Source organism: Enterobacter mori LMG 25706, assembly GCF_000211415.1.
Classification (GTDB): Bacteria; Pseudomonadota; Gammaproteobacteria; order Enterobacterales; family Enterobacteriaceae; genus Enterobacter; species Enterobacter mori.
On record NZ_GL890783.1, the window covers coordinates 62,610 to 88,849 of the forward strand.

Annotated in this window: 19 protein-coding genes and 2 pseudogenes; 6 read left to right on the forward strand and 15 right to left on the reverse strand. The window is 56.8% G+C overall.

Annotated elements, in window-relative coordinates; genetic code table 11:
• Positions 1 to 85: 85 nt before the first annotated feature.
• Positions 86 to 1,595: pseudogene (gene glpK, locus ENTMO_RS24500) on the reverse strand (glycerol kinase GlpK).
• Between the two features lie 21 nt (positions 1,596 to 1,616).
• Positions 1,617 to 2,462 (reverse strand): MIP/aquaporin family protein, encoded by an 846-nt coding sequence (locus ENTMO_RS0123405; RefSeq protein WP_010436934.1) that lies wholly within the window; start codon positions 2,460 to 2,462, stop codon positions 1,617 to 1,619.
• Between the two features lie 400 nt (positions 2,463 to 2,862).
• Between ENTMO_RS0123405 and zapB the strand changes: the two genes are divergently transcribed.
• A complete protein-coding gene (gene zapB, locus ENTMO_RS0123410; protein ID WP_010436935.1) occupies positions 2,863 to 3,102 on the forward strand; it encodes a septal ring assembly protein ZapB in 240 nt (79 codons plus the stop codon).
• A 582-nt stretch (positions 3,103 to 3,684) separates the two neighbouring features.
• Here the strand turns inward: zapB and rraA are convergent.
• The 7 genes from rraA to priA all read right to left on the reverse strand — a co-directional run bounded on the left by rraA (position 3,685) and on the right by priA (position 11,623).
• On the reverse strand, positions 3,685 to 4,170 hold the full coding sequence (rraA, locus tag ENTMO_RS0123420; RefSeq protein WP_010436943.1) for a ribonuclease E activity regulator RraA: 486 nt from the start codon (positions 4,168 to 4,170) through the stop codon (positions 3,685 to 3,687).
• Between the two features lie 92 nt (positions 4,171 to 4,262).
• Positions 4,263 to 5,183 (reverse strand): 1,4-dihydroxy-2-naphthoate polyprenyltransferase, encoded by a 921-nt coding sequence (menA, locus tag ENTMO_RS0123425; RefSeq protein WP_010436946.1) that lies wholly within the window; start codon positions 5,181 to 5,183, stop codon positions 4,263 to 4,265.
• Positions 5,184 to 5,251: 68 nt separating this feature from the next.
• Complete coding sequence (gene hslU / locus ENTMO_RS0123430; RefSeq protein ID WP_010436948.1) at positions 5,252 to 6,586, reverse strand: HslU--HslV peptidase ATPase subunit; 1,335 nt, start codon at positions 6,584 to 6,586, stop codon at positions 5,252 to 5,254.
• 9 nt (positions 6,587 to 6,595) lie between these two features.
• A complete protein-coding gene (gene hslV, locus ENTMO_RS0123435; RefSeq protein WP_008501802.1) occupies positions 6,596 to 7,126 on the reverse strand; it encodes an ATP-dependent protease subunit HslV in 531 nt (176 codons plus the stop codon).
• A gap of 94 nt (positions 7,127 to 7,220) precedes the next feature.
• Entirely contained in the window at positions 7,221 to 8,189 is a 969-nt protein-coding gene (ftsN, locus tag ENTMO_RS0123440) for a cell division protein FtsN (protein WP_029485229.1), read from the reverse strand.
• Positions 8,190 to 8,282: 93 nt separating this feature from the next.
• Positions 8,283 to 9,308 carry a DNA-binding transcriptional regulator CytR gene (gene cytR, locus ENTMO_RS0123445; RefSeq protein WP_010436953.1) on the reverse strand — a complete coding sequence of 342 codons (1,026 nt, stop codon included), beginning with the start codon at positions 9,306 to 9,308 and terminating at the stop codon, positions 8,283 to 8,285.
• 119 nt (positions 9,309 to 9,427) lie between these two features.
• The gene (gene priA / locus ENTMO_RS0123450; protein WP_010436955.1) at positions 9,428 to 11,623 is read right to left on the reverse strand and encodes a primosomal protein N'; all 2,196 of its coding nucleotides are present in this window, start codon (positions 11,621 to 11,623) and stop codon (positions 9,428 to 9,430) included.
• A 200-nt stretch (positions 11,624 to 11,823) separates the two neighbouring features.
• Between priA and rpmE the strand changes: the two genes are divergently transcribed.
• Positions 11,824 to 12,036 carry a 50S ribosomal protein L31 gene (gene rpmE / locus ENTMO_RS0123455; protein ID WP_003862040.1) on the forward strand — a complete coding sequence of 71 codons (213 nt, stop codon included), beginning with the start codon at positions 11,824 to 11,826 and terminating at the stop codon, positions 12,034 to 12,036.
• Positions 12,037 to 12,085: 49 nt separating this feature from the next.
• Here rpmE and metJ read toward each other — a convergent pair whose 3' ends face one another.
• Positions 12,086 to 12,403: a met regulon transcriptional regulator MetJ gene (gene metJ, locus ENTMO_RS0123460; protein ID WP_010436961.1), complete on the reverse strand. Its 318-nt coding sequence runs from the start codon at positions 12,401 to 12,403 to the stop codon at positions 12,086 to 12,088.
• A gap of 276 nt (positions 12,404 to 12,679) precedes the next feature.
• On the opposite strand from metJ, the pseudogene metB reads away from it, so the two are divergent.
• From metB to katG, 4 genes and pseudogenes are all read left to right on the forward strand, one after another.
• Positions 12,680 to 13,841: pseudogene (gene metB, locus ENTMO_RS24505) on the forward strand (cystathionine gamma-synthase).
• 2 nt (positions 13,842 to 13,843) lie between these two features.
• Positions 13,844 to 16,276 (forward strand): bifunctional aspartate kinase/homoserine dehydrogenase II, encoded by a 2,433-nt coding sequence (locus tag ENTMO_RS0123470; RefSeq protein WP_010436964.1) that lies wholly within the window; start codon positions 13,844 to 13,846, stop codon positions 16,274 to 16,276.
• Positions 16,277 to 16,503: 227 nt separating this feature from the next.
• Positions 16,504 to 17,394: a methylenetetrahydrofolate reductase gene (metF, locus tag ENTMO_RS0123475; RefSeq protein WP_010436968.1), complete on the forward strand. Its 891-nt coding sequence runs from the start codon at positions 16,504 to 16,506 to the stop codon at positions 17,392 to 17,394.
• 211 nt (positions 17,395 to 17,605) lie between these two features.
• The gene (gene katG / locus ENTMO_RS0123480; RefSeq protein ID WP_010436971.1) at positions 17,606 to 19,786 is read left to right on the forward strand and encodes a catalase/peroxidase HPI; all 2,181 of its coding nucleotides are present in this window, start codon (positions 17,606 to 17,608) and stop codon (positions 19,784 to 19,786) included.
• A gap of 84 nt (positions 19,787 to 19,870) precedes the next feature.
• Here the strand turns inward: katG and gldA are convergent, their stop codons facing one another.
• The 5 genes from gldA to argE form a co-directional block, all read right to left on the reverse strand.
• Positions 19,871 to 20,974 (reverse strand): bifunctional L-1,2-propanediol dehydrogenase/glycerol dehydrogenase, encoded by a 1,104-nt coding sequence (gldA, locus tag ENTMO_RS0123485; protein WP_010436972.1) that lies wholly within the window; start codon positions 20,972 to 20,974, stop codon positions 19,871 to 19,873.
• A 12-nt stretch (positions 20,975 to 20,986) separates the two neighbouring features.
• Positions 20,987 to 21,649 (reverse strand): fructose-6-phosphate aldolase, encoded by a 663-nt coding sequence (gene fsa, locus ENTMO_RS0123490; RefSeq protein WP_010436974.1) that lies wholly within the window; start codon positions 21,647 to 21,649, stop codon positions 20,987 to 20,989.
• Positions 21,650 to 21,777: 128 nt separating this feature from the next.
• Complete coding sequence (locus ENTMO_RS0123495; RefSeq protein ID WP_010436975.1) at positions 21,778 to 22,542, reverse strand: helix-turn-helix transcriptional regulator; 765 nt, start codon at positions 22,540 to 22,542, stop codon at positions 21,778 to 21,780.
• Between the two features lie 94 nt (positions 22,543 to 22,636).
• Positions 22,637 to 25,288, reverse strand: a complete 2,652-nt coding sequence (gene ppc / locus ENTMO_RS0123500) for a phosphoenolpyruvate carboxylase (RefSeq protein WP_010436980.1) — start codon at positions 25,286 to 25,288, stop codon at positions 22,637 to 22,639.
• 271 nt (positions 25,289 to 25,559) lie between these two features.
• On the reverse strand, positions 25,560 to 26,240 hold a 681-nt coding region (argE, locus tag ENTMO_RS26795; protein ID WP_010436984.1), incomplete at its 5' end, for an acetylornithine deacetylase.

The window sequence follows — 26,240 nt, forward strand, 5'->3', positions numbered from 1 at the left end:
CCCCTCACCCTAACCCTCTCCCCAAAGGGGCGAGGGGACTTAAAACACCCTCTCCCCTTTGGGGAGAGGGCCGGGGTGAGGGGGATTACTCTTCGTGCTCTTCCCACGCCAGAGCGCGTTTCACCGCTTTTTTCCAGCCGCTGTAGCGGAAGTTACGCTCGGTGGTTTCGATGCCCGGGCGGAATTCGCGTTCGATAACCGCTTTTTCCTGCAGCTCGTCCAGGTTCTGCCAGAAGCCTACCGCCAGACCGGCAAGGTACGCTGCGCCCAGCGCCGTCACTTCGCGCACTTCAGGGCGCTCAACGCGGGTGCCCAGAATGTCGGACTGGAACTGCATCAGGAAGTTATTCGCTACCGCACCGCCGTCCACGCGCAGGGCGTGCAGACGAATGCCGGAGTCAGCCTGCATCGCTTCCAGCACGTCGCGCGTCTGGTAGGCAATGGATTCCAGGGTGGCGCGAATAATGTGGTTAGAGTTCACACCGCGCGTCAGACCGAAAATCGCGCCGCGTGCATACGGATCCCAGTACGGTGCGCCCAGACCGGTGAACGCAGGCACCACGTACACGCCGTTGGTGTCTTTCACTTTGGTCGCGAAGTACTCGGAATCGAACGCATCGCTGATCAGCTTCATCTCGTCGCGCAGCCACTGAATGGACGCACCGGCCATAAACACCGCACCTTCCAGCGCATAGTTCACTTCGCCTCGCGGGCCGCAGGCGATGGTGGTCAGCAGGCCGTTTTCTGATTTCACCGCTTTCTCGCCAGTGTTCATCAGCATAAAGCAGCCGGTGCCATAGGTATTCTTCGCCATCCCTTCCTTGACGCACAGCTGACCGAACAGCGCCGCCTGCTGGTCACCGGCGATACCGGCGATAGGAATACGGGTGCCGCCCTTACCGCCGATGTTGGTCTGGCCGTACACTTCTGAAGACTTACGCACTTCAGGCAGCATCGCGCGCGGGATGTCCAGCGCGTCCAGCATCTTGTCATCCCACTCCAGGGTGTTGATGTTGAACAGCATGGTACGCGAGGCGTTGGTATAGTCAGTGACGTGAACGCGTCCCTGGGTCATTTTCCAGATAAGCCAGGTATCAACGGTACCGAACAGCAGCTCGCCGCGTTTAGCACGCTCGCGTGAGCCTTCCACGTGGTCGAGGATCCACTTCACCTTGGTGCCGGAGAAATACGGGTCAACCACCAGGCCGGTAGCGCTACGAACGTACTCTTCCATACCGTCGCGCTTTAGCTTCTCACAGATTTCTGAGGTACGACGGCACTGCCAGACGATGGCGTTGTAAATTGGCTTACCGGTTTCGCGCTCCCAGACCACGGTGGTTTCACGCTGGTTGGTGATACCGATGGCGGCAATTTCGTCGGAGCTGATGTCGGCTTTTGCCAGCACTTCGACCAGCGTTGGAGCTTTGTGACGCCCAAATCTCCATTGGGTCATGCTCTACCCAGCCTGGACGAGGATAAATTTGCTCGAATTCGCGCTGTGACACGCTGACGATGTTCGCGTCATGATCCATTACGACAGCGCGGGAGCTGGTAGTGCCCTGGTCGAGCGCAACAATATATTTTTTTTCGGTCATGTTAGGTGTCCCGTAGTCAGATTACAGCGAAGCTTTTTGTTGTGCGGTAGATGTTGTTTCTTTCTCTTCTTCCACACAGGTGTCGCACGGTAAGTGGCGACCAATTAATTTGCGATAGCCGAATGCACCCAGCGCCGCCCCTACGATTGGCCCGAACAGCGGAACCAGGAAGTAAGGAATGTCTTTGCCACCGGTGAAGGCGACGTCGCCCCATCCAGCGAAGAAGGCGAAGGTTTTTGGCCCCAGGTCACGCGCCGGGTTCATCGCGAAGCCGGTCAGTGGACCCATTGATGCGCCGATAACCGCAATCAGCAGGCCAATCAGCAGCGGGGCCAGCGGGCCGCGCGGAATGCCGTTGCCGTCATCGCCCAGCGCCATAATGACGCCCATCAGAATAGCGGTAATCACCATTTCAACTGCGAACGCCTGCACAAAATTGATATGCGGGTTCGGATAGGTTGAGAAGATGCCAGCCAGATCCAGACTTTCGACACTGCCGCGCACCATATGATGCGTCTGTTCGAAGTCGATGAAAAGATTGTAATAAAGCCCGTAAACTAACGCCGCTGCGCAAAAGGCGCCGGCAAACTGAGAAATGATGAAAGGAACAACTTTGCGTCCATCGAAGCACGCGAACAGCCACAGCGCGATGGTCACCGCCGGGTTAAGATGTGCACCGGAAACCCCTGCAGTCAGGTAGATGGCCATCGCCACGCCCAGACCCCAGATGATACTGATTTCCCACTGACCAAAACTGGCACCCGCCACTTTCAGTGCAGCGACACAGCCCACTCCGAAGAATATCAACAACCCGGTACCAAGGAACTCGGCAATGCACTGGCCTTTTAAGGTTGATGTCTGACTCATAATCGGAATCCTGAAGAGATGAATGTTTATTGTTAGCATGGCCGCCCGTGACAGCCACGATGTCCTGTAGACATAGTGTTAATTTATCGTTAACGAGCAAAAACGAGAAATATCGAAATCAAAATGTGTGGTCTGCGTCAATAAAATGAGCGTTTTTCGCGCCATAAAGCACATTTTTGCATCAGCCTCAGAATGTGAGCTGAATCATTTCATTAACGAATGAGTTAACAATTTAGGGGTATATGACGCGAACGCACCAGGACCAGACCTAAAAGTGTTGCAAACCGCGATCTGCGCGGTGTGTCGCTGGACACAGAGCGCCGCGCTCCATACAATCGACGGTATATGTCGTGCGCGTTTACGTTAAAGCGTCGCCTTGCAATTCAGGAGAGGTAGCATCATGTCTTTAGAAGTGTTTGAGAAACTGGAATCGAAAGTACAGCAGGCGATTGACACCATCACCCTGCTGCAGATGGAAATTGAAGAGCTGAAAGAGAAGAACAACAGCCTGGCGCAGGAAGTTCAGAACGCTCAGCACGGCCGCGAAGAACTGGAGCGCGAAAACAACCAGCTGCGCGAACAGCAGAACGGCTGGCAGGATCGCCTGCAGGCGCTGCTGGGACGTATGGAAGAGGTCTGATCCCCTTAGGGATGACTGACCAGGCCGGGTAAGGCGAAGCCGCCACCCGGCTTTTTTATGGTTATCGCTAACTGAGTCAAGCCATAAAAAAGGCCGCCCGAGGCGGCCTTAACGCTACTTGTCCTGCGTTGTCATAGCATAAGCAATAAACCCACTCGGTTCATCACTCTTTACCACGAGTACGCTGGCGACAATGAACGCGATACATAAATAGCGTTTCATTATGCGGTCCCTGCTGCTAACCGCTCCACCGTTCACCACCGGTGATAAGTCGGTGGACACAAGCCCTGGTGTGGGCTGTTATACGGCTGTGAATACACCTTTCCCTGGACCGATGCCCATGTGCGAGATGGCGGAAAGGGACGCTTCATCATAGTTAACATCAGCCTCGCCGTTAAGATGTGCAAATAAAATTAAGATTTTATAAAGGGTCTAAGGGATTGCCTGCCGCTTATTGAGGGGTATGATAAAAGTCCCTGGTGTGGAGCTGTAAATCCTCCCAACGGACCGCGAATCCCGAGGGACAAAAAAACCGCCACATTGCTGTTGGCGGTTTTTTTATGGTTCACGCTGACTGTTCTACTACTCGATATCCAGTGGATCTTCGGACAGGATAATACCGGTGTTATCGGCGTAGAGATGGTCCCCGGAGAAGAAGGTCACGCCGCCGAAATTGACGCGCACGTCGCTTTCGCCGATGCCGTCGCCCGCTGCGCCTACCGGTATGGCCGCGATGGCCTGAATCCCGATATCCAGGTCTTCGAGATCGTCCACCTGACGCACGGACCCGTACACCACAATGCCTTCCCACTCGTTCTGGACGGCAATTCCCGCCAGTTCAGCATCAATCAATGCTCTGCGCACGGAACCGCCGCCGTCGACCACCAGAACGCGGCCACGACCATTCTGTTCGAGCAGATCGTACAGCAACCCGTTATCCTCGAAACATTTCACCGTGATGATTTGCCCGCCAAACGACGACCGCCCACCAAAGTTGGAGAACAGCGGTTCAACGACGTTGACATCTTCCTGGTAGATGTCACAAAGCTCGGAGGTATCGTATTTCATAGGTTTAACGCTCAGTTGCTGCGCATGTGTTCAGTATATCGTGCGAAATGCGTTGTTGGCAAAATCATCAATTGTTAATTGATATTTGTCAGCTAACTGAGCGTCTGGCTTAACACAATCCCGATGACGAACAACAGGTTAGTCAACAGCGCGCCTTTTACCGTACGTTCCAGCATTGGCGGCATAGCGGACGGGCTGAGCTCACGCATCACAAAGCGGGCCTGCTTAACCAGCAACGGCGCGGCAAGCACAAACAGCCAGCCCCACAAGCTCTGCAAGGAAATCAGGTTAAACAGCGCCAGGCAAACCAGCGCGCCAATGAGCAGACAGGCATGATAGCGGCGCGCATTCACCGGCCCCAGACGCACGGCCAGGGTGTTTTTGCCGTTCTCACGATCGCTGTCGATATCGCGCAGGTTGTTGATGTTTAGCACCGCCGTGGCCAGCAGGCCGCAGGCTGTTGCGGGCAGGAACAGGGCAGGGATGACCGTATGCGCCTGTAGATACCAGCTCCCCATCACGCTCAGCCAGCCGAAGAACACCAGCACGGAGATATCACCCCGCCCAATATAACCGTAAGGGCGCGTGCCAACGGTGTAGGTAATGGCTGCGATAATCGCGAGCAAACCCAGCACCAGGAAACCGATGAAATCGCTGGTGGTCTTAGACGCGACCGTCACCAGCGCCAGGCCGGACAAGCAAATCAGCACCACGGTGATAATCAGCGCGCGTTTCATCTGTGCCTGGGTAATGACCCCTTTCTGCATCCCGCGCAGCGGCCCGATGCGATCGGGCTTGTCGCTGCCTTTCACCGCATCGCCATAGTCATTGGCGAGATTGGAGAGAATTTGCAGCAGGCCGGCGGTAATCAATGCCAGCGCGGCGACCAGCGGATCAAAATAACCTTGCCACCAGGCAAGCGCAGTACCGACGATAATCGCGGCAAAGGCCAGAGGAAGCGTTTTAGGGCGCAAACTTTCGAGCCACGCCTGAGTACGGCTGATGTCAGTCATAAGTATTTAGCCAATAAAAATGGGGGCATTAGCCCCCATTAAACGTGATGAGAAAGCAGTAACCGCGATTATAGGATAAAACGGCTCAGATCTTCATCTGCCACTAACGCATCCAGATGTTTACTCACATATTCTGCATCAATGGTGATGGTTTGACCGTTAAGGTCGCTCGCATCATAAGAGATATCTTCCACCAGGCGTTCCAGTACGGTGTGCAGACGACGCGCACCGATGTTCTCGGTGGTTTCGTTCACCTGCCATGCGGCCTGGGCGATACGTTTGATACCGTCTTCGGTGAACTCGAGGTTCACACCTTCGGTTGCCATCAGCGCTTTGTACTGCACGGTGGCAGAGGCGTTTGGCTCGGTCAGGATACGTTCGAAATCTTCGGTGGTCAGCGCCTGCAGCTCAACGCGGATGGGCAGACGGCCCTGCAGTTCCGGGATCAGATCCGACGGGCTGGCAACCTGGAACGCACCGGAAGCGATAAACAGAATGTGGTCCGTTTTCACCATGCCGTGCTTGGTGGAGACGGTGCAGCCTTCAACCAGCGGCAGCAGGTCGCGCTGAACGCCTTCGCGGGATACATCCGGGCCGGAGCTGTTGCCGCCGCGCTTACAAATTTTGTCGATTTCGTCGATAAACACGATGCCGTGCTGCTCAACCGCGTCGATAGCGTCCTGCTTCAGCTCTTCCGGGTTCACCAGCTTCGCCGCTTCTTCTTCAATCAGCAGCTTCATCGCGTCTTTGATTTTCAGCTTACGTGCTTTCTGCTTCTGGCCGCCCAGGTTCTGGAACATGGACTGCAGCTGGCTGGTCATCTCTTCCATGCCCGGAGGCGCCATGATTTCCACACCCATCGGCGCGGCAGCGAGATCGATCTCAATCTCTTTGTCGTCCAACTGGCCTTCACGCAGTTTCTTGCGGAATGCCTGGCGCGCTGCGGACGGTTCCGCCTGCTGCTCTGCCTGGCCCCAGTTGTTTTTAGCCGGTGGGATCAGCACGTCGAGAATGCGCTCTTCGGCCATCTCTTCTGCGCGGTAGCGGTTTTTCTCGATAGCCTGGACGCGCACCATCTTGATTGCCGAGTCGGTCAGATCGCGGATAATGGAATCCACTTCTTTACCCACGTAGCCCACTTCGGTGAACTTAGTGGCTTCCACTTTGATGAACGGCGCGTTAGCGAGTTTCGCCAGGCGACGAGCGATTTCGGTTTTACCAACACCGGTCGGCCCGATCATCAGAATGTTTTTCGGGGTCACTTCGTGGCGCAGCTCTTCGTCAAGCTGCATACGACGCCAGCGGTTACGCAGGGCAATCGCCACGGAACGCTTGGCGTTATCCTGGCCGATAATGTGTTTGTTCAGTTCGCTGACAATTTCGCGTGGGGTCATTTCAGACATGGGAGATCCTTACGCTTTGGAGGTCAATTCTTCGATGGTGTGGTTGTGGTTGGTATAAATGCAGATATCACCTGCAATATCCAACGCTTTCACCGCGATATCGCGCGCGTTCATGTCGGTGTTTTCCAACAGGGCGCGGGCTGCAGCCTGGGCGTACGGGCCGCCGGAGCCGATGGCAATCAGGTCATTTTCCGGTTGAATCACGTCACCGTTACCGGTGATGATTAGCGAGGCGGTTTCATCGGCCACGGCCAGCAGCGCTTCGAGCTTGCGCAGCATGCGGTCGGTACGCCAGTCTTTCGCCAGTTCAACGGCGGCTTTCACCAGATGACCCTGGTGCATTTCCAGTTTGCGTTCAAACAGTTCAAACAGCGTGAAGGCATCCGCCGTGCCGCCTGCAAAACCGGCGATCACTTTGTCGTTGTAGAGACGACGCACTTTCTTCACGTTGCCTTTCATGACGGTATTACCCAGCGTGGCCTGGCCATCACCGGCGATTACCACATGGCCGTTACGGCGTACACTTACTATTGTTGTCACGAGCAGACCCCCTGGTTACAGATTCGGGAAACAGAAGCCCTGAGCCAGTGCTCAGGGCTGAATTAAATGATAGATGGGGGGGATTTTGGGGGTTTCAACCCCCGGAGGCGAGTCGAATGCAGTTTGTGTGACCGGCTACTTTCAAACGAGAGATAGTGCCATCGGCATTTTCTTTGCCTTTGACCGGGCCAATCACCACGCGGTTCCAGCCATTGTTGGTGGTAATGCGTGAGTCAAATCCTTCGAACGCGAGCTGAGCACGCACGGTTTCGGCCTGCTCGGCGCCTTTAAACGAGCCGCACTGCACCATCCAGCGGCGTTCGTCTTTTTTCTCAGCCGTTTGCTTCGGTGCTTCGGTCTCTTTGGTCACCGGCGCGGCCTGCTGCGTTTTCGGCTGCTGCGCCGTGGTATGCGCTGGCGTCTGGAGCAGATCCTGATACGGCTGCGCTTTTGGCTGTTGCTGAACAGGCTGCGATTGTACCGTACGCGTCTGCTGCTGTGGCTGCTGGTATGGCTGGGCCTTCGGCTGTTGTACCGGCTGGGTTTGCGTCCACTGCTGCTGTTGTTGCTGCTGAATTTGTGCCTGGCGCTGACGCTGCATCTGCAACGTTTGCTGACGCTGCGCAGGCGTTTGTTCATTCCACGGCACTTCATTCAGCTGCGTAGGCTGCTGGCGCATATCGGCCTGCATCTGTGCCAGCAGCTGGCGCTGTTCGTTCGTCAGCTGATCGGCATTTTTCACCTCGCCACCGGCAGACGGTTCGGTAGGCGCACGCACGCCAGGCTGGCGGCTTTCCAGCTCTTTAATATAGCGCCAGCGCTCCTCAGGCTTCGGCGGAAGGCCATTACCGGCCACTTTGTTGCCCTGAAGCGCTTCAGATTCTTCTTTTTTATGGTGCGTAATGAAGTACAGGCCGCCAATAAAGGCCACCAGTACAGCCGCAGCAATAGCGACCATTGCTGGCGAGACGGCAGGCAGGTTCCGCTGCTTGCTTTTTGAACTACTCTTTTTGCGTCGCGAAGGTGCCGGCTGGCCGCGACGTACATAATCTCGTTGTGCCACTATCGTTTCGCTGTATTTATTCGTTCGTCAGCCCGCCATGTTACTTAAGCGGCGGGGCTTTGACCAGATAAGGGTGTCCGAAAGGCATTTACTTTAAGTCAATGCCTGGGTAGAGCCGCGAACAATCAGCTCGCAGTCGAGTAACCGCGAGCCGCTGCTAACCGTTTGACCCTGCAGCTGATCCAGCAAAAGCAGCATCGCTTCGCGGCCAATCTGATAGCGCGGTTGTGAAACGGTAGAGAGCGGCGGATCGCAAAACTCTGAAAGCGAAATATTATCGAAGCCGATAATCGACAGGTCTTTTGGCACGCGTAACCCACGACGTTTGGCGTGTGATAGCGCGCCCAGCGCCATCACGTCGCTGTGGCAGAACACCGCCGTTGGCGGCTGCGGCAGTGCCAGCAGTTTCTCCAGCGCTTGTCCGCCCGCTTCAAAGGTAAAATCACCGCGCGCAATATAGTGAGGGTCAACGATGGCTCCGGTACGGCGCAGCGCCTGAACATAGCCTTGCAGGCGGTAGTGGCAAAGCGGCATCTCTTCCGGCCCGGCAATACAGCCAATACGCTTATGCCCCAGCTCCTGAAGATAGTTCACCGCATCGAACGCGGCTGTCAGGTTATCAATATGCACCGTCGGCAGTTCCAGCTCTGGTGCGAACTCGTTGGCCATCACCATCGGCGGTAAATTGCGTTGTTCTTCAATGCTGGCATCAAACGGCAGGCGGGAGCCAAGCAGCAACATGCCGTCAATCTGCTTGGTGATAATGAGATCGATAAAGGTTTTTTCCTGCTGATTCTGGTGGGCGCAGTCGCCAATCAGCACCAGATAGCCTTGTTCAGCCGCCGTCACTTCGATACCGCGAATGATCTCGCTAAAGAAGGGGTCGCAGATGTCCGGCACAATCACCAGAATAGTCCGCGATTCATTGCGCTTTACGTTGCGCCCCATCGCCTGCGGGAAATAGCCCACTTCCAGCGCCGCCTGTTCAACCTTGTTACGGGTCGCCTGGGAGACTTTATCCGGGTTCATTAATGCGCGGGACACGGTTGCCGTAGAGACTTGTGCTTTCTCGGCAACGTCTTTCATGGTCGCCGTAGTGACCTCTTTCCTGGACTTCAACGTCTTCTCCTCGCCTGAACACCGAACTGCGGACATCACCATTTTTACAGATAGTTAATGGAATCGGTTACAGAATTTTCATAAAAAGTGTGAGGCGCGTTAAATTTTTCGATCCGTCTTCAGCCTTCGATGGGATCGACGTCCAGAACCCACTTCACTTTGCGCGCTTCCGGCAGGGTGTTGATCAGCGCCAGCGTGCCGCTGACAATATGCTGCAGGCGGATACGTGACGGGTGCTGAAGTAAGATTTGCCAGCGGAAACGTCCGCCGCGTTTCGGGGCCAGCGCTGGAACCGGACCCAAAATCCACAGCTGACTATCCACCAGCGGGCTGGCCTGCAGGAGGTTTCTCAGCTGTTGCAGGAAAAGCGGCGCCTGCTGGTTGTTATGGTCTTCCGCCCGGATGATGACGTGGCTGGTCCACGGTGGCAGCTGCATGGTCTGGCGTTCGGCCAGCGCCTGTTCGGCAAAGGCGTCATAGCCTTTATGCAGCAACGTTTGCAGCAGCGGGTGCTCAGGGTGGTGCGTTTGCAGCACCACTTCGCCTTGCTTTCCTGCGCGTCCGGCACGCCCCGCCACCTGGGTATAAAGCTGGGCGAAGCGCTCGGCGGAGCGGAAATCTGCCGAGAACAGCGCGCCGTCAACGTCCAGCAGGGCGACCAGCGTGACGTCCGGGAAGTGATGCCCTTTTGCCAGCATCTGGGTGCCAATCAATATGCGTGCACCACCGCGATGCACTTCCGCCAGCTGTTGTTCCAGCGCGCCTTTGCGGCTGGGGGTGTCCCGATCGATACGCGAAATCGGCACGTCCGGGAAGAAGGGGCCAAGGGCCTGTTCCAGCTGCTCCGTGCCCAGACCGACCGGCACGATATGCGTTGAGCCACACGACGGACACTGGCGCGGCACCGGGCGCTGGCTGTCGCAGTGGTGGCAGCGTAAATGACGCTGGGCCTGATGGAAGGTGTAGTAGTGGTCGCAGCGCGGGCACTCGGCAATCCAGCCGCAGTCGTGGCACAGCAGGGCGGGTGCAAAGCCGCGTCGGTTAAGGAACAGGATCACCTGGTTGCCCGCCTGCAAGTGCTGTCGCATTCGGGTAATCAATGCAGGCGCGAGCCCGGCCTGAACCTGCTGACCTTTCAGATCCAGCACGTGCTGAATCGCCGGACGGGCATTACCCGCGCGACGCGTCAGGCGCAGCATATGGTATTTACGCTGGCGCACGTTGTGCAGCGTTTCGAGCGCAGGCGTGGCGGAGCCGAGAATAATGGGAATTTGCTCGCTGTGTGCGCGGTATACCGCTAAGTCACGGGCGTGATAGCGCCAGCCTTCCTGCTGTTTATAGGAGCTGTCGTGCTCTTCATCTATTACGATAACGCCGAGATTTTTAAACGGTGTAAACAGCGATGAGCGGGTGCCGATCACAATCGCCGCTTCGCCGTTTTTCGCTTTCAGCCAGGCGCTGAGGCGCTCGCTGTCGTTAAGCCCTGAGTGCAGCACCTCAACCGGCGCGTTAAAGCGCTCGCGGAAGCGGGCGATGGTCTGCGGCGTCAGGCCGATTTCCGGCACCATCACCAGCGCCTGTTTGCCCTGTGCGAGCACGTTTTCCAGCACGCTCAGATAAACTTCGGTCTTGCCGGACCCCGTCACGCCCGCCAGCAGCCAGGCAGAGAAATGGTCCGAGGCGCTGTGAATCGCCCCCACGGCGGTGGCCTGCTCGGTGTTCAGACGCAGGCGATCGCCGGAGACGGAGAAGCCGTCGCGCCAGTCGTGAAGGGCGGGCGCTTCGCTTGCCAGTTCGCTCAGCCCTTTCTTTCTTAATGCCTGGAGCGCGGTTTCGCTGACCTCAAGCTCGTCGACCTGATGCCGCCAGATTTTTCCCTGACGCAGTGCCGCCAGCGCCTGCTGCTGTTTCTGCGAACGCTTCAGGCTGTTGATATCCACGGCCTGACCCTGCTCGGTAGCAAACCAGTACCACATCGGCGCATGGCTGGCGCTTTTGCCCTGGCGCAGCATGATTGGCAGCGCGTGGAACAGGACGTCGCCAATCGGATGGTGATAGTAATCCGCCGCCCACAGCAGCAGTCGCCAGGTGCTGGTGGAGTAAACCGGCTCGCTGTCCAGTACCTCAACAACCGATTTCAGTTCATTAAGCGGCAGCTCGCTTTTTTCACTCACGGAAACCACGATCCCCACGCGCTGCTGTTTGCCAAACGGCACGGTCACGCGACAGCCCGCTTTGGCGCTCATGCTGTCGGGCAGCAGGTAGTCAAAGGTGCGGGGAAGCGGAACGGGCAGGGCAACGTGAGCGACGGGCATCGAATCTTCCTGACTTGAAAAGTGGCGCGTTAGTATACACATTAGTGAAAGCGGCGTGCGGATCAGTTTGCATACGCTGGTCAAATTCTGTATGATTCGCCGCCTTTGGTGTATATTACGCCAAAGAAATTACATTCAACATCGCGTGGTGTCTGGCGTTAGGGCTGGAAGAGCGACGCGGCCTTAACTGAGGTTCTCCCATGAAAAAAGATATTCACCCGAAATACGAAATGATTACTGCAAACTGCTCTTGCGGTAACTCTATCCAGATCCGCTCCACCGTGGGTCACGATCTGAACCTGGACGTGTGCGGCAAATGCCACCCGTTCTACACTGGTAAGCAGCGTGATGTTGCAACCGGTGGCCGTGTTGACCGCTTCAACAAGCGTTTCAGCATCCCGGGCGCTAAATAAGTATCCCGAAAGAAAAGGCACCGCAAGGTGCCTTTTTTGTATCTGCTTCTCAGTATTCCCACGTATCCGGGTCAATGCCCAGTTCACGCATGATGATTTTCGCCTCTTCCGGGATTTCATCACTGCGCTCTTTGCGCAAATCGTCATCGTTCGGCAACGGTTGGCCGGTAAACGCATGCAGGAACGCTTCGCACAGCAGTTCGCTGTTGGTCGCGTGGCGCAGGTTGTTCACCTGACGACGCGTGCGTTCATCGGTGAGGATCTTCAACACCTTCAGAGGAATGGAAACCGTAATTTTCTTTACTTGCTCACTCTTCTTACCGTGCTCAGCGTATGGGCTGATATATTCGCCGCTCCATTCAGCCATGAGATACCTTTAATCCTCTCAGTCATTAATCTAAAGGCGCAGAACCGATAACCGCCGGTTTTGAACCGTAATCTTGCCTAGTTTACCGTAGAGACGATACCGTGGCACGGATATTGCCGCTGCAGCGTGCACTAAAGCATATAATTTTAACGGCTATTTGCGCATTGCTCAATCTATACGCAAAGAAGTTTAGATGTCCAGATGTATTGACGTCCATACTTTCAATGTTTACTCTGGTGCCTGACTTTTCACCTATTAAGCCAGGAAGCCCTCACCATGACGCGTAAACAGGCCACCATCGCAGTGCGTAGCGGATTGAATGATGACGAGCAGTACGGCTGCGTTGTCCCGCCGATTCATCTTTCCAGTACCTATAATTTCACCGGATTTAATGAACCCCGCGCGCATGACTATTCCCGTCGTGGCAACCCTACGCGTGACGTGACCCAACGTGCCCTGGCAGAGCTGGAAGGGGGGGCGGGTGCGGTATTAACCAATACGGGGATGTCCGCAATCCACCTGGTGACGACGGTGTTCCTGAAGCCTGGCGACCTGCTGGTTGCGCCGCACGACTGCTACGGCGGCAGCTATCGACTGTTTGATAGCCTGGCAAAACGCGGCTGCTATCGCGTGCTGTTTGTCGATCAAAACGACGAACAGGCGCTGAAGCAGGCGCTGGCAGAGCAACCGAAGCTGGTTCTGGTGGAAAGTCCAAGCAATCCATTCTTGCGCGTTGTCGATATTGCGAAAATTTGTCAGCTCGCAAGGGATGCGGGAGCGATAAGTGTAGTGGATAATACGTTCCTCAGCCCGGCCCTTCAGAACCCGTTAGCACTGGGTGCCGATCTGGTGTTGCATTCATGCACTAAATATCTGAACGGTCATTCTGATGTGGTGGCAGGCGTGGTGATTGCAAAAGATCCCGACGTTGTCACCGAACTGGCATGGTGGGCCAATAACATTGGCGTTACCGCGAGCGCCTTCGACAGCTACCTGCTGTTACGCGGCATTCGCACCCTGTCGCCACGCATGGAAGTGGCGCAGCGCAATGCCCAGGCGATCGTCGATTTCCTGAAAACCCAGCCGCTGGCGAAGAAACTCTATCACCCGTCGCTGCCGGAAAATCAGGGGCACGAGATTGCCGCGCGCCAGCAGAAAGGTTTTGGCGCGATGTTGAGTTTTGAAACTGGACGGTGACGAGCAAACGCTGCGTCGCTTCCTGAGCGGGCTGTCATTGTTTACGCTGGCGGAATCATTAGGTGGGGTTGAAAGCTTAATCTCCCACGCCGCGACCATGACGCACGCAGGTATGGCACCGGAAGCACGTGCCGCCGCCGGGATCTCTGAGACGCTGCTGCGTATCTCAACCGGCATTGAAGATTCTGAAGATTTAATTGCCGATCTGGAAAATGGCTTCCAGGTCGCAGCCAAGGGGTAATCATGAGTGTGATAGCGCAGGCAGGGGCGAAGGGTCGTCAACTGCACAAGTTTGGTGGTAGTAGTCTTGCTGATGTGAAGTGTTACCTGCGCGTTGCAGGGATCATGACCGAGTATTCACAGCCGGGTGACATGATGGTTGTCTCGGCGGCGGGCAGCACCACCAACCAGTTGATTAGCTGGCTGAAACTGAGCCAGACCGATCGCCTTTCTGCGCATCAGGTACAACAGTCTTTACGCCGTTACCAGAGCGAGCTGATTGCCGGCCTGCTGCCTGCGGACGTGGCGGATGGACTGATCAGCGCCTTTACCCATGACCTTGAGCGTCTGGCTGCCCTGCTGGACAGCGGTATTACCGACGCGGTCTATGCCGAAGTGGTGGGCCACGGTGAAGTGTGGTCCGCACGTCTGATGGCCGCCGTTCTGCAACATCTGGGCGTGGAGGCGGCCTGGCTCGACGCGCGTGATTTCCTGCGTGCCGAACGCGCCGCGCAGCCTCAGGTGGATGAAGGTTTGTCCTACCCGCTGCTGCAACAGCTGCTGGTGCAGCATCCGGGCAAACGTATCGTCGTGACCGGCTTTATCAGCCGCAGCAACGCGGGCGAAACCGTGCTGCTGGGCCGTAACGGCTCGGACTACTCGGCAACGCAAATCGGTGCGCTGGCGGGCGTGTCCCGCGTCACCATCTGGAGCGACGTGGCCGGTGTCTACAGCGCGGACCCGCGTAAGGTGAAAGATGCCTGCCTGCTGCCGCTGCTGCGTCTCGACGAAGCCAGCGAGCTGGCGCGTCTGGCCGCGCCGGTACTGCACGCCCGTACGCTGCAGCCGGTTTCCGGTAGCGATATCGACCTGCAGCTGCGCTGCAGCTATACCCCGGATCAAGGCTCTACCCGTATCGAACGCGTACTGGCCTCCGGTACGGGCGCGCGTATTGTCACCAGCCACGACGACATCTGCCTGATTGAGTTCCAGGTGCCTGCGGGCCAGGACTTCAGGCTGGCGCATAAAGATATCGACCTGATCCTCAAACGTGCTCAGGTGCGCCCGCTGGCCGTCGGCGTTCACAACGACCGCCAGCTGCTGCAGTTCTGCTATACCGCAGAAGTGGCGGACAGCGCGCTGAAAATCCTCGATGAAGCGGGCCTGCCGGGCGAGCTTCGCCTGCGTCAGGGTCTGGCGCTGGTGGCGATGGTGGGCGCGGGCGTCACCCGTAACCCGCTGCACTGCCACCGCTTCTGGCAGCAGCTGAAAGGCCAGCCGGTGGAGTTCACCTGGCAGTCAGAAGAGGGAATCAGCCTGGTGGCCGTGCTGCGTAAAGGGCCAACCGAAAGCCTGATTCAGGGTCTGCATACCTCCCTGTTCCGCGCGGAAAAACGCATCGGCCTGGTGCTGTTCGGGAAAGGGAACATCGGTTCCCGCTGGCTGGAACTGTTCGCCCGTGAGCAGGAAACGCTCTCCGCGCGTACCGGATTTGAATTTATTCTCGCGGGCGTGGTGGACAGCCGCCGTAGCCTGTTGAATTACGAAGGGCTGGACGCCAGCCGCGCGCTTGCCTTCTTTAATGATGAAGCCATTGAGCAGGATGAAGAGTCCCTGTTCCTGTGGATGCGCGCGCACCCTTACGATGACCTGGTCGTGCTGGACGTGACCGCCAGCGAGCAGCTTGCGGATCAGTATCTGGATTTCGCCAGCCACGGCTTCCACGTCATCAGCGCCAACAAGCTGGCGGGGGCGAGCAGCACCGATAAATACCGTCAGATCCACGACGCGTTTGAAAAAACCGGTCGTCACTGGCTCTACAACGCTACCGTTGGCGCGGGGCTGCCAGTTAACCATACCGTGCGCGACCTGATTGAAAGCGGCGACAGTATTCTGGCGCTGAGCGGTATCTTCTCCGGTACGCTCTCCTGGCTGTTCCTGCAGTTCGACGGCACCGTACCCTTCACCGACCTGGTGGATCAGGCATGGCAGCAGGGTTTAACCGAGCCCGATCCGCGCGTGGACCTTGCCGGGAAAGACGTGATGCGTAAGCTGGTGATCCTGGCGCGTGAAGCGGGCTACGACATCGAACCGGGTCAGGTGCGTGTTGAATCGCTGGTGCCTGCGGGCTGTGAGGAAGGGTCTGTAGATCACTTCTTCGAAAACGGCGACGAGCTGAACGAGCAGATGGTACAGCGTCTGGAAGCCGCCAACGAGATGGGCCTGGTGCTGCGCTACGTAGCGCGTTTCGAGGCGAACGGTAAAGCGCGCGTAGGCGTGGAGGCGGTGCGTCCTGAACATCCGCTGGCGGCGCTGCTGCCGTGCGATAACGTCTTCGCTATCGAAAGCCGCTGGTACCGCGATAACCCGCTGGTGATCCGCGGTCCGGGCGCGGGGCGCGATGTCACAGCCGGGGCGATCCAGTCCGACATTAACCGTCTGGCTAAGCTACTGTAACCTCTGTATTTCCCTCTCCCTGGGGGAGAGGGTTAGGGTGAGGGCATCAGACCGCACTCACCCCCCATCATGAATTCCCTTCATCTTCCCTGAACAAACCTCACCGTTATTGTTGATTATTTATGTTGACGTCACTCCGCTTTTCCGTCATTTTTACATCTGGACGTCTAAACGTATAGAAGTTCACAACACCACAGACAACGACACGCGATAGATAGAGGTAAGGTATGAGCTTTTTTCACGCCAACCAGCGGGAAGCCCTGAATCAGAGCCTGGCCGAAGTAAACGGCCAGATTAACGTCTCTTTTGAATTTTTCCCGCCGCGCACCAGTGAAATGGAGCAAACCCTGTGGAGCTCTATCGATCGCCTGAGCAGCCTGAAACCGAAGTTTGTTTCCGTGACTTATGGTGCTAACTCCGGCGAGCGTGACCGTACGCACAGCATCATTAAAGGCATCAAAGATCGTACCGGTCTGGAAGCGGCACCGCACCTTACCTGTATCGATGCCACCCGCGACGAGCTGCGGGCTATCGCCCAGGATTACTGGAATAACGGCATTCGTCATATCGTTGCCCTGCGCGGTGACCTGCCGCCGGGGAGCGGCAAGCCGGACATGTATGCCGCCGATCTGGTTGCGCTGCTGAAAGACGTGGCTGACTTTGATATCTCCGTTGCTGCTTATCCTGAAGTGCATCCGGAAGCGAAAAGCGCCCAGGCGGACCTGCTCAACCTGAAACGCAAAGTCGACGCTGGCGCGAACCGCGCGATAACGCAATTTTTCTTCGATGTTGAAAGCTACCTGCGCTTCCGTGACCGCTGCGTTTCTGCGGGTATCGACGTCGAAATTATCCCGGGCATTCTGCCGGTCTCTAACTTCAAACAGGCGAAGAAATTTGCCGATATGACCAATGTGCGCATTCCGCTTTGGATGTCTAAAATGTACGAGGGGCTGGACGATGACCCGGAAACACGCAAGCTGGTGGGCGCAAATATCGCGATGGACATGGTGAAGATCTTGAGTCGTGAAGGGGTGAAGGATTTCCACTTCTACACGCTGAACCGTGCAGAGATGAGTTACGCCATATGCCACACGCTCGGCGTTAGACCAGGCGTGTAACAAAAAAAAGAGCCCTCTTCGGAGGGTTTTTTGATTTATAAGGGTTTTATTTTCCTGCCATATCAGCAATGCTGCCTTTGACGTACAAAACTCATGTATTTTCCATGGGAAATTAAACGGATTTAACTATCGAATCTGTGGGTTATCTCAACTATACCTTATCAACAAGGGCGTATATCGTAACGGTAACACTGTAAAAGGGAGCAAAGCGATGAGCACGTCAGACGAGACCAATAAAGCGGCATCAGTCGGCAAATGCCCGTTCCATCAGGGCGGCGTCGATCACAGCGCGGGCGCAGGTACAGGCAGCCGCGACTGGTGGCCAAAACAACTCCGCATCGATCTTCTTAACCAACATTCCAATCGTTCGAACCCACTGGGTGAAGACTTCGACTACCGCAAAGAATTTAGCAAGCTTGATTACTCCGCCCTTAAAGGCGATCTCAAAACACTTTTAACCGACTCTCAACCGTGGTGGCCTGCCGACTGGGGCAGCTATGCGGGCCTGTTTATCCGTATGGCCTGGCACGGGGCAGGTACCTATCGCTCCGTTGACGGGCGCGGCGGTGCCGGACGCGGTCAACAACGCTTTGCACCGCTGAACTCCTGGCCTGATAACGTGAGCCTGGATAAGGCGCGCCGCCTGCTGTGGCCTATCAAACAAAAATACGGACAAAAAATTTCCTGGGCTGACCTGTTTATCCTCGCGGGGAACGTGGCGCTGGAGAACTCCGGCTTCCGCACCTTTGGTTTTGGCGCCGGGCGTGAAGACGTCTGGGAGCCGGATCTGGACGTGAACTGGGGCGATGAAAAGGCCTGGCTGACCCACCGTGACCCGGAAGCGCTGGCGAAGCGTCCTCTCGCCGCCACCGAAATGGGCCTGATTTACGTCAACCCGGAAGGGCCAAACGCCAGCGGTGAACCCCTGTCTGCTGCGGCGGCCATTCGCGCGACCTTCGGCAACATGGGCATGAACGACGAAGAGACCGTTGCGCTGATCGCGGGCGGCCACACTCTCGGCAAAACCCACGGCGCGGGTGAAGCCACGCACGTGGGCACCGACCCGGAAGCCTCGCCGATTGAAGCGCAGGGCCTGGGCTGGGCGAGCACGCACGGCACGGGGATTGGCGCAGATGCCATTACCTCCGGTCTGGAAGTCATCTGGTCGCAAACCCCTACCCAGTGGAGCAACTACTTCTTCGAGAACCTGTTCAAATACGAATGGGTGCAGACCCGCAGCCCGGCAGGTGCGATTCAGTTTGAAGCCGTGGATGCGCCGGAAATCATGCCCGATCCGTTCGACCCGTCGAAAAAACGTAAACCTACCATGCTGGTCACCGACCTGACGCTGCGTTTTGACCCGGAATTCGAGAAAATTTCCCGCCGCTTCCTGAACGATCCGCAGGCCTTCAACGAAGCCTTCGCGCGTGCCTGGTTCAAGCTGACCCACCGCGATATGGGGCCAAAAGCGCGTTACATCGGCCCGGAAGTGCCGAAAGAAGATCTGATTTGGCAGGATCCGCTGCCGCAGGCGGTGTTCAATCCTTCGAAAGAAGACATTGAAAGCCTGAAAGCGGAAATTGTGGCATCCGGTCTGTCCGTGAGCGAACTGGTTTCGGTTGCCTGGGCGTCAGCTTCAACCTTCCGCGGTGGCGATAAGCGCGGCGGTGCCAACGGCGCGCGTCTGGCACTGGCACCTCAGCGCGATTGGGACGTGAACGCCGCGGCGGTTCGCGCGTTACCGGCTCTGGAAGCTATCCAGCGCACCACCAACAAAGCTTCACTGGCCGATATCATCGTGCTGGCGGGCGTGGTAGGCGTAGAGCAAGCTGCGAAAGCCGCAGGTGTTTACGTCAACGTACCGTTCACGCCGGGCCGCGTGGATGCGCGTCAGGATCAGACGGATATCGAGATGTTTAACCTGCTCGAACCCGTTGCCGATGGCTTCCGCAACTACCGTGCGCAGGTGGATGTGTCCACCACCGAGTCACTGCTGATCGACAAAGCCCAGCAGCTGACGCTGACGGCGCCAGAGCTGACGGTGCTGATCGGTGGCCTGCGCGTTCTGGGTGCCAACTTCGATGGCAGCAAGAATGGCGTATTCACCAACCGTGAAGGCGTGCTGAGCAACGATTTCTTCGTGAACCTGCTGGATATGAACACCCAGTGGAAAGCGACCGATGAATCAAACGAACTGTTTGCCGGTAGCGACCGCACCAGCGGCGAAGTGAAATCCACCGCTACCCGTGCCGACCTTGTCTTCGGTTCCAACGCTGTCCTGCGCGCGCTGGCTGAGGTTTACGCCAGCAGCGATGCCAGCGAGAAGTTCGTTCGTGACTTCGTAGCGGCATGGGCGAAGGTGATGGATCTGGATCGGTTTGACCTGCAGTAACCCTTGTGCCGGGTGGCGCTAACGCTTACCCGGCCTACGGGCAAAAAAAATCCCCGCTGATGCGGGGATTTTTATTCACGCTATTTACTCCCATTCCTGCAGGAAACGCTGCCCATACTGGTCGGCAACCAGCAGCGCCGCGTAAACCTGATCCGGTGACACGCCGCCCGGCATGTTGTGAATGGTTTCACCTTCTGCGCAAGATGCTTCCGCAATCAGACGCATTTTCGCCGGAATATCTTCTTTGATATTCAATTGCGCCAGGGTGATCGGCAGCCCCACGCTGTGACAAAGTGCCGCGACGGTTTCGATCTCTTCTACCGGCGCGTTTTCCCGCACCAGTTGAGTCAGCGTGCCAAACGCCACTTTTTCGCCGTGGTAAAAGTGATGCGCATCCGGTACCGCCGTCATACCGTTATGAATAGCGTGTGCCGCTGCCAGACCACCGCTTTCAAAACCTACGCCGCTGAGATAGGTGTTGGCTTCGATAATGCGTTCAAGAGCAGGCGTCACCACGTGCTGTTCCGCTGCCAGCATCGCCTTCTCACCCTCTTCAACCAGCGTGTTGTAGCACAGCTCGGCCAGCGCTAACGCCGCCTGTGTGCACTTTCCGCCCGCCATAGTGGTTGCCCCGCTGTGCGAGCAGGCGCGTGCTTCAAACCAGGTTGCCAGTGCATCGCCAATCCCGGCGGCCAGCAGCCGCGCTGGTGCGCCCGCCACCACTTTAGTGTCGACAATGACCATGTTCGGGTTGTGCGGCAGCATCAGGTAGCGGTCGAACTCACCGCTGTCGGTATAAATCACGGAAAGGGCGCTGCACGGCGCATCGGTGGATGCGATGGTTGGCGCAATGGCGACCGGCACGTCCATAAAGTGGGCAAGCGCTTTGGCGGTATCCAGCGTTTTACCGCCGCCAATGCCCAGCACTGCCATGCAGTCGGCGCTGTCGGCCAGCTTTTTCAGGCGATCGATTTCATTTTGTGAACATTCGCCACCAAACGGCGCAATTTCTGCATGCAGTTCGGCTTTTTTAAAACTCTGACGCAGGGTTTCTTCGGCAAAACCCAGCACAAATTTATCGCCGACAACCAGCCAGCGCTGTGCCAGCGGTTTCAGATAGTCGCCGAGACGGGTAAGCACATCAGCACCCTGGATGTATTTCCCAGGTGATTGAATGATACGGTCCATAACAGTTCTCCCTTAGAGGTTGAGGTTACCAAACGCGTTTTTCCAGTCCTGCTCGAACTTCTCTATGGCTGACTCTACCGCCGGGGTGCCGAGCATTTGTTGCGCTACATCTAAAGGAAGCGTGATTGCTTCACATCCGGCGAGAAGGCAGTCCAGCGCCTGGCGCGGCGTTTTGAAGCTGGCGGCGAGCACCCTGCATTCCGGCGCGTGCATTTCCAGCAGGGATTGCAGCTCCTGGACCATGCGAATGCCGTCACCACCCTGAGCATCAACGCGGTTTACATAGGGAGCGACATATTTCGCTCCCGCCAGCGCGGCGAGCAAACCCTGTGCGGCGCTATAAACGGCAGTACCCAGCGTGGTAATGCCCTCTTTTCTCAGCGCTTTGATCGCGGTAAGCCCCTCAGCCGTGACCGGGATTTTCACCACGATGTCCGGGATGGCATTACTCAGGCGTTTAGCTTCCGCCACCATGCCTTCTGCGTCGCGGCTCATGGTTTGGGCAAACAGCGTACCTTCAGGTCCAATGGCTTTTTGCAGGCGCGGGAGCACTTCCCAGATGGATTCGCGGCTGGCAGCAATGATGCTCGGATTTGTGGTGACACCCGCTATGGGAAAAATGCGCGCCAGACGTTCTACTTCCGCCACGTTGGCGGTATCCAGGTACAGTTCCATTATTTTTCCTTAAGTCAGAAAGGTTGAATAAAGGATACGGCGCACCCAGGCGCGGCGAATACAGGTCAATTTTGCTAAATACTGGACAAATGTAATGTCCTTAGCGAAGTGAGAGAGCGATCACAATGCTACTTTTTGGTGATGAGCTGGCTGTGATACTGGCGTCGATATTCGGAAGGGGAACGTTCGGTGTGTTTGCGAAAGAGACGGCAAAAGTAGTTGCTGTCCGTAAATCCGCAGCGTGTGGCGATATCTTTAATTTTGAGATCGTAGCCTTTCAGCAGCTGACGCGCATGTTCCAGGCGCGTTTTTGTTAAATATTCATTGAATCCGACGCTGCCGACTTTCTGGAATAGATGGGAAAGGTAGTTTGGTGAGATGTAGAACGCCTGTGCTACGGATTCGCGAGTTAACAAAGAGGCATAATTTTCTTCGATATAGCTCCGAACGGCTTCGAACAGTGCCCGGCTGCGGCTGTCGGTGTGAATTTCGCTGCCAAGCAGATCCCGGCAGTGGCTGAGCAGGCTTAAAATCACCAGCCTTGCTGTGTCTTGCTCCTCAGGCTGCATCTGTAATTCGGTGAGCGTTTGCAGAAGAAAAGCCCCCGTTCGCGGGCCGCGTCGGGCAATCTGTAATTGTTGTAAGAGCACATTGTCACGCTGTAACTCGATTGTAAGCTGCTGCTTACCGAAATGTATGCTCAGGACGTGAGGCGCGGGAGGTGTGATTTGTCCAAAAAAAGAAAAAAAGGCCTCGCAGGGGGTATCAAGCGTAATGCCGAGGCAGGGAGAGGTTCGGGGATGCTGTTCATTCAGCGCTGAGAAATGAATCTGACCCAGCGGTAACGTGCGGTTCACCAGGTCAGTCAAAATCTGGGTGATATCGAAATGCATAAGGGGACTACCGAAATTTGCCGGGTGGCGCTAACGCTTACCCGGCCTACTTATCGTAGGCCCGTGCAAGCGCAGCGCCGCCGGGCGTAAAGCATTAGCCAGTGTTACGCATACCTGCCGCAACGCCTGCAATCGTCACCATTAACGCCTGTTCGACGCGTGGATCCGGCTCTTTACCTTCCTCTTCTGCCAGACGCGAACGGTGCAGCAGCTCTGCCTGCAGGACGTTCAGCGGGTCGGTGTAGATATTACGCAGCTGGATAGATTCGGCAATCCACGGCAGGTCTTCCCTCCGGTGTGCGTCGTTGGCGATATCCAGTACCACTTTGATGTCGCCTTCCAGCAGTTCGCGCAGCTCTTTACCCAGCGCCCACAGCTCAGGTTTCACCAGACGCTGATCGTAGTATTCCGCCAGCCACAGGTCAGCTTTCGAGAAGACCATCTCAAGCATACCCAGGCGGGTAGAGAAGAACGGCCAGTCGCGGCACATGGTTTCCAGTTCATTTTGCTTGCCGTCTTCCACCACTTTCTGCAGTGCGGCACCGGCACCCAGCCAGGCGGGCAGCATCAGACGGTTTTGCGTCCAGGCGAAGATCCACGGAATTGCACGCAGAGACTCGACGCCACCGGTTGGGCGACGTTTGGCCGGACGCGAGCCCAGCGGCAGTTTACCCAGCTCCTGCTCAGGGGTTGCCGAGCGGAAGTAAGGCACGAAATCTTTGTTTTCACGCACGTAGCCGCGGTACAGATCGCAGGAGATATCTGACAGCTCGTCCATGATGCGACACCAGGATTCTTTCGGTTCCGGCGGTGGCAGCAGGTTCGCTTCCAGAATGGCGCTGGTGTAGAGCGACAGGCTGCTGATCGTCACTTCCGGCAGACCGTATTTAAAGCGGATCATCTCGCCCTGCTCGGTAACGCGCAGGCCGCCTTTCAGGCTTCCCGGTGGTTGTGACAGCAGTGCCGCGTGAGCAGGCGCGCCGCCACGGCCGATTGAGCCACCGCGTCCGTGGAACAGGGTTAGTTCTATACCCGCTTTCTCACAGGTTTTGATCAGCGCGTCCTGCGCCTGATACTGCGCCCAGGATGCCGCCATCACGCCCGCGTCTTTTGCGGAGTCGGAATAGCCGATCATCACCATCTGCTTGCCCTGAATAAAGCCGCGATACCAGTCGATGTTCAGCAACTGCGTCATCACGTCGTTGGCGTTGTTCAGGTCATCAAGGGTTTCAAAGAGTGGCGCGACCGGCAGAGCGTAGTCGATACCGGCTTCTTTCAGCAGGAGGTGAACGCCCAGCACGTCGGACGGGGTTTTCGCCATGGAGATCACATAGGCGGCCACCGATCCTTTCGGCGCATCCACGATCGCCTTACAGGTATTGAGCACTTCGCGGGTGTCGTTGCTTGGTTCCCAGTTGCGCGGCAGGAGAGGGCGCTTGGAATTCAGTTCGCGGATCAGGAAGGCCTGCTTGTCGGCTTCGGACCAGCTTTCATAATCGCCGATGCCGAGGTAGCGGGTCAGTTCACCCAGCGCTTCAGTATGACGGGTACTTTCCTGACGTACATCGATACGCACCAGCGGCACGCCGAAACACTTCACGCGGCGCAGGGTGTCGAGCAGTTCGCCGTTGGCGATGATGCCCATGCCACAGGCCTGAAGCGACTGGTAACAGGCGTATAGCGGCTCCCAGAGCTGCTCGTTCTGGCTGAGCAGACCTTCGGGTTTCGGCAGGCGCTGACCTTTGAGGCGTGCCTCCAGCCAGGCCTGAGTCGCCATCAGCTGACCACGCAGTTTCTTCATCAGGAAACGGTACGGCTCGCTGGCACCTTCTTCTCCGGCCAGCGCGCGCAGTTCCGGCGTTGCTTCAACCATCGACAGCTCGGAGATCAGTACCTGAATATCTTTCAGGAACAGATCGGTCGCTTTCCAGCGGCTCAGCAGCAGGACGTGACGGGTGATTTCCGCGGTCACGTTCGGGTTACCGTCGCGGTCGCCGCCCATCCAGGAGGTGAAGCGCACCGGAACAAAATCAACCGGCAGGCGGTAGCCCAGGTTCTCTTCTAGCTGTTCGTTCAGCTCGCGCAGGTAGTTTGGTATCCCTTCCCACAGGCTATTTTCCACCACCGCAAAGCCCCATTTTGCCTCGTCGACCGGGCTTGGACGATGTTTACGAATTTCATCGGTATGCCAGGACTGGGCAATCAGCTGGCGCAGGCGTCGCATCAGCTGGTTGCGCTCGTAGTCGGCAATGTCTTTGTTATCCAACTGCTTAAGACAGTTGTTCACTTCCACCATTTTGTGGATCAGCGTACGACGAGTGATCTCGGTTGGGTGAGCGGTCAGCACCAGCTCCAGCGAAAGAGATTCCACCGCTTTTTTGATGGTGGCTACGTTGAGATTGGGCTGGTCTTTGAGTTTACGAAGCGTACGGGCAATGACTTCCGGGTTGCTGGCAGCTTCGCCATTTGGCGAAATGCTGTGGTATTGCTCAGCGGTGTTGGCCAGATTCAGGAACTGGCTGAATGCGCGTGCAACGGGCAGCAGCTCATCATTTGACAGGTTCTGCAAGGTGGTGAGCAGCTCCTGACGATTGGCTTCGTTACCGGCACGGGAAGATTTAGACAGCTTGCGGATGGTTTCAACGCGGTCGAGGATGTTTTCCCCCAACGCATCTTTGATGGTATCTCCAAGCACTTTGCCGAGCATACTGACATTACTACGCAACGCGGAATATTGTTCGTTCATAAAAACCCAGTCACCCCATCATTTTTGTTTATGCCCAATCGAAAATCTTTTGGACATTATTTTGTCATCTCCCTTTATAAAGCCACGTAAAACCCCCGTCGTCAATTGCTGCGAAAACGGTTCAGCAAACGAATAAATGTGGGCAATTTACGAAATTTAATTCGCTTTGCGTCAGATAAGAGATGCTTATGGGAATGTGACGGAGATCATGCGATTTGTTCCCCTCACCCTAACCCTCTCCCACGGGGAGGGGGGACTCTTCGGTGCGGTTTTAATGCCAGCAGAAGTGATGCACAACCTGGGTAATCAGTTCGCGGGTGGGCTTGATGAAGCGGGTTTCCAGATATTCATCCGGCTGGTGGGCCTGGTTGATTGAGCCCGGGCCGAGCACCAGTGTCGGGCACAGGGTCTGAATAAACGGCGCTTCGGTGCAGTAGTTCACCACGTCGGTTTTTTCGCCGAGCAGTTTTTCCACCACCTGGACCAGTTGGTGATCCGGCGGGCACTCATAGCCCGGGATCGGCGGGTGCAGTTCCGAGACCGTCAGGCGACCCGGCCAGCGTTCGCTCACCGGGGCCAGCGCTTCATTCAGCAGGCCGTCGAGATCGCTCAGGGTCATGCCCGGCAGCGGGCGGATGTCCATGTGCAGTTCACAGCAGGCGCAGATACGGTTCGAGGCATCACCGCCGTGCAGGCTGCCGAGGTTCAGCGTCGGATACGGCACGGTGAACGCCTCGTAGTGATAGCGCTCTTTCAGGTCGTCGCGCAGGGTCATGATGCGGCCGATGGCGTCATGCATCAGTTCGATGGCGTTCACGCCGCGCGCCGGATCGCTGGAGTGGCCGGACTGGCCCAGCACGCGCACGGCGGTAGAGATATGGCCTTTATGCGCGCGAATCGGCTGCAGAGAAGTCGGCTCGCCGATGATCGCGCAATCCGGGCGAATCGACGT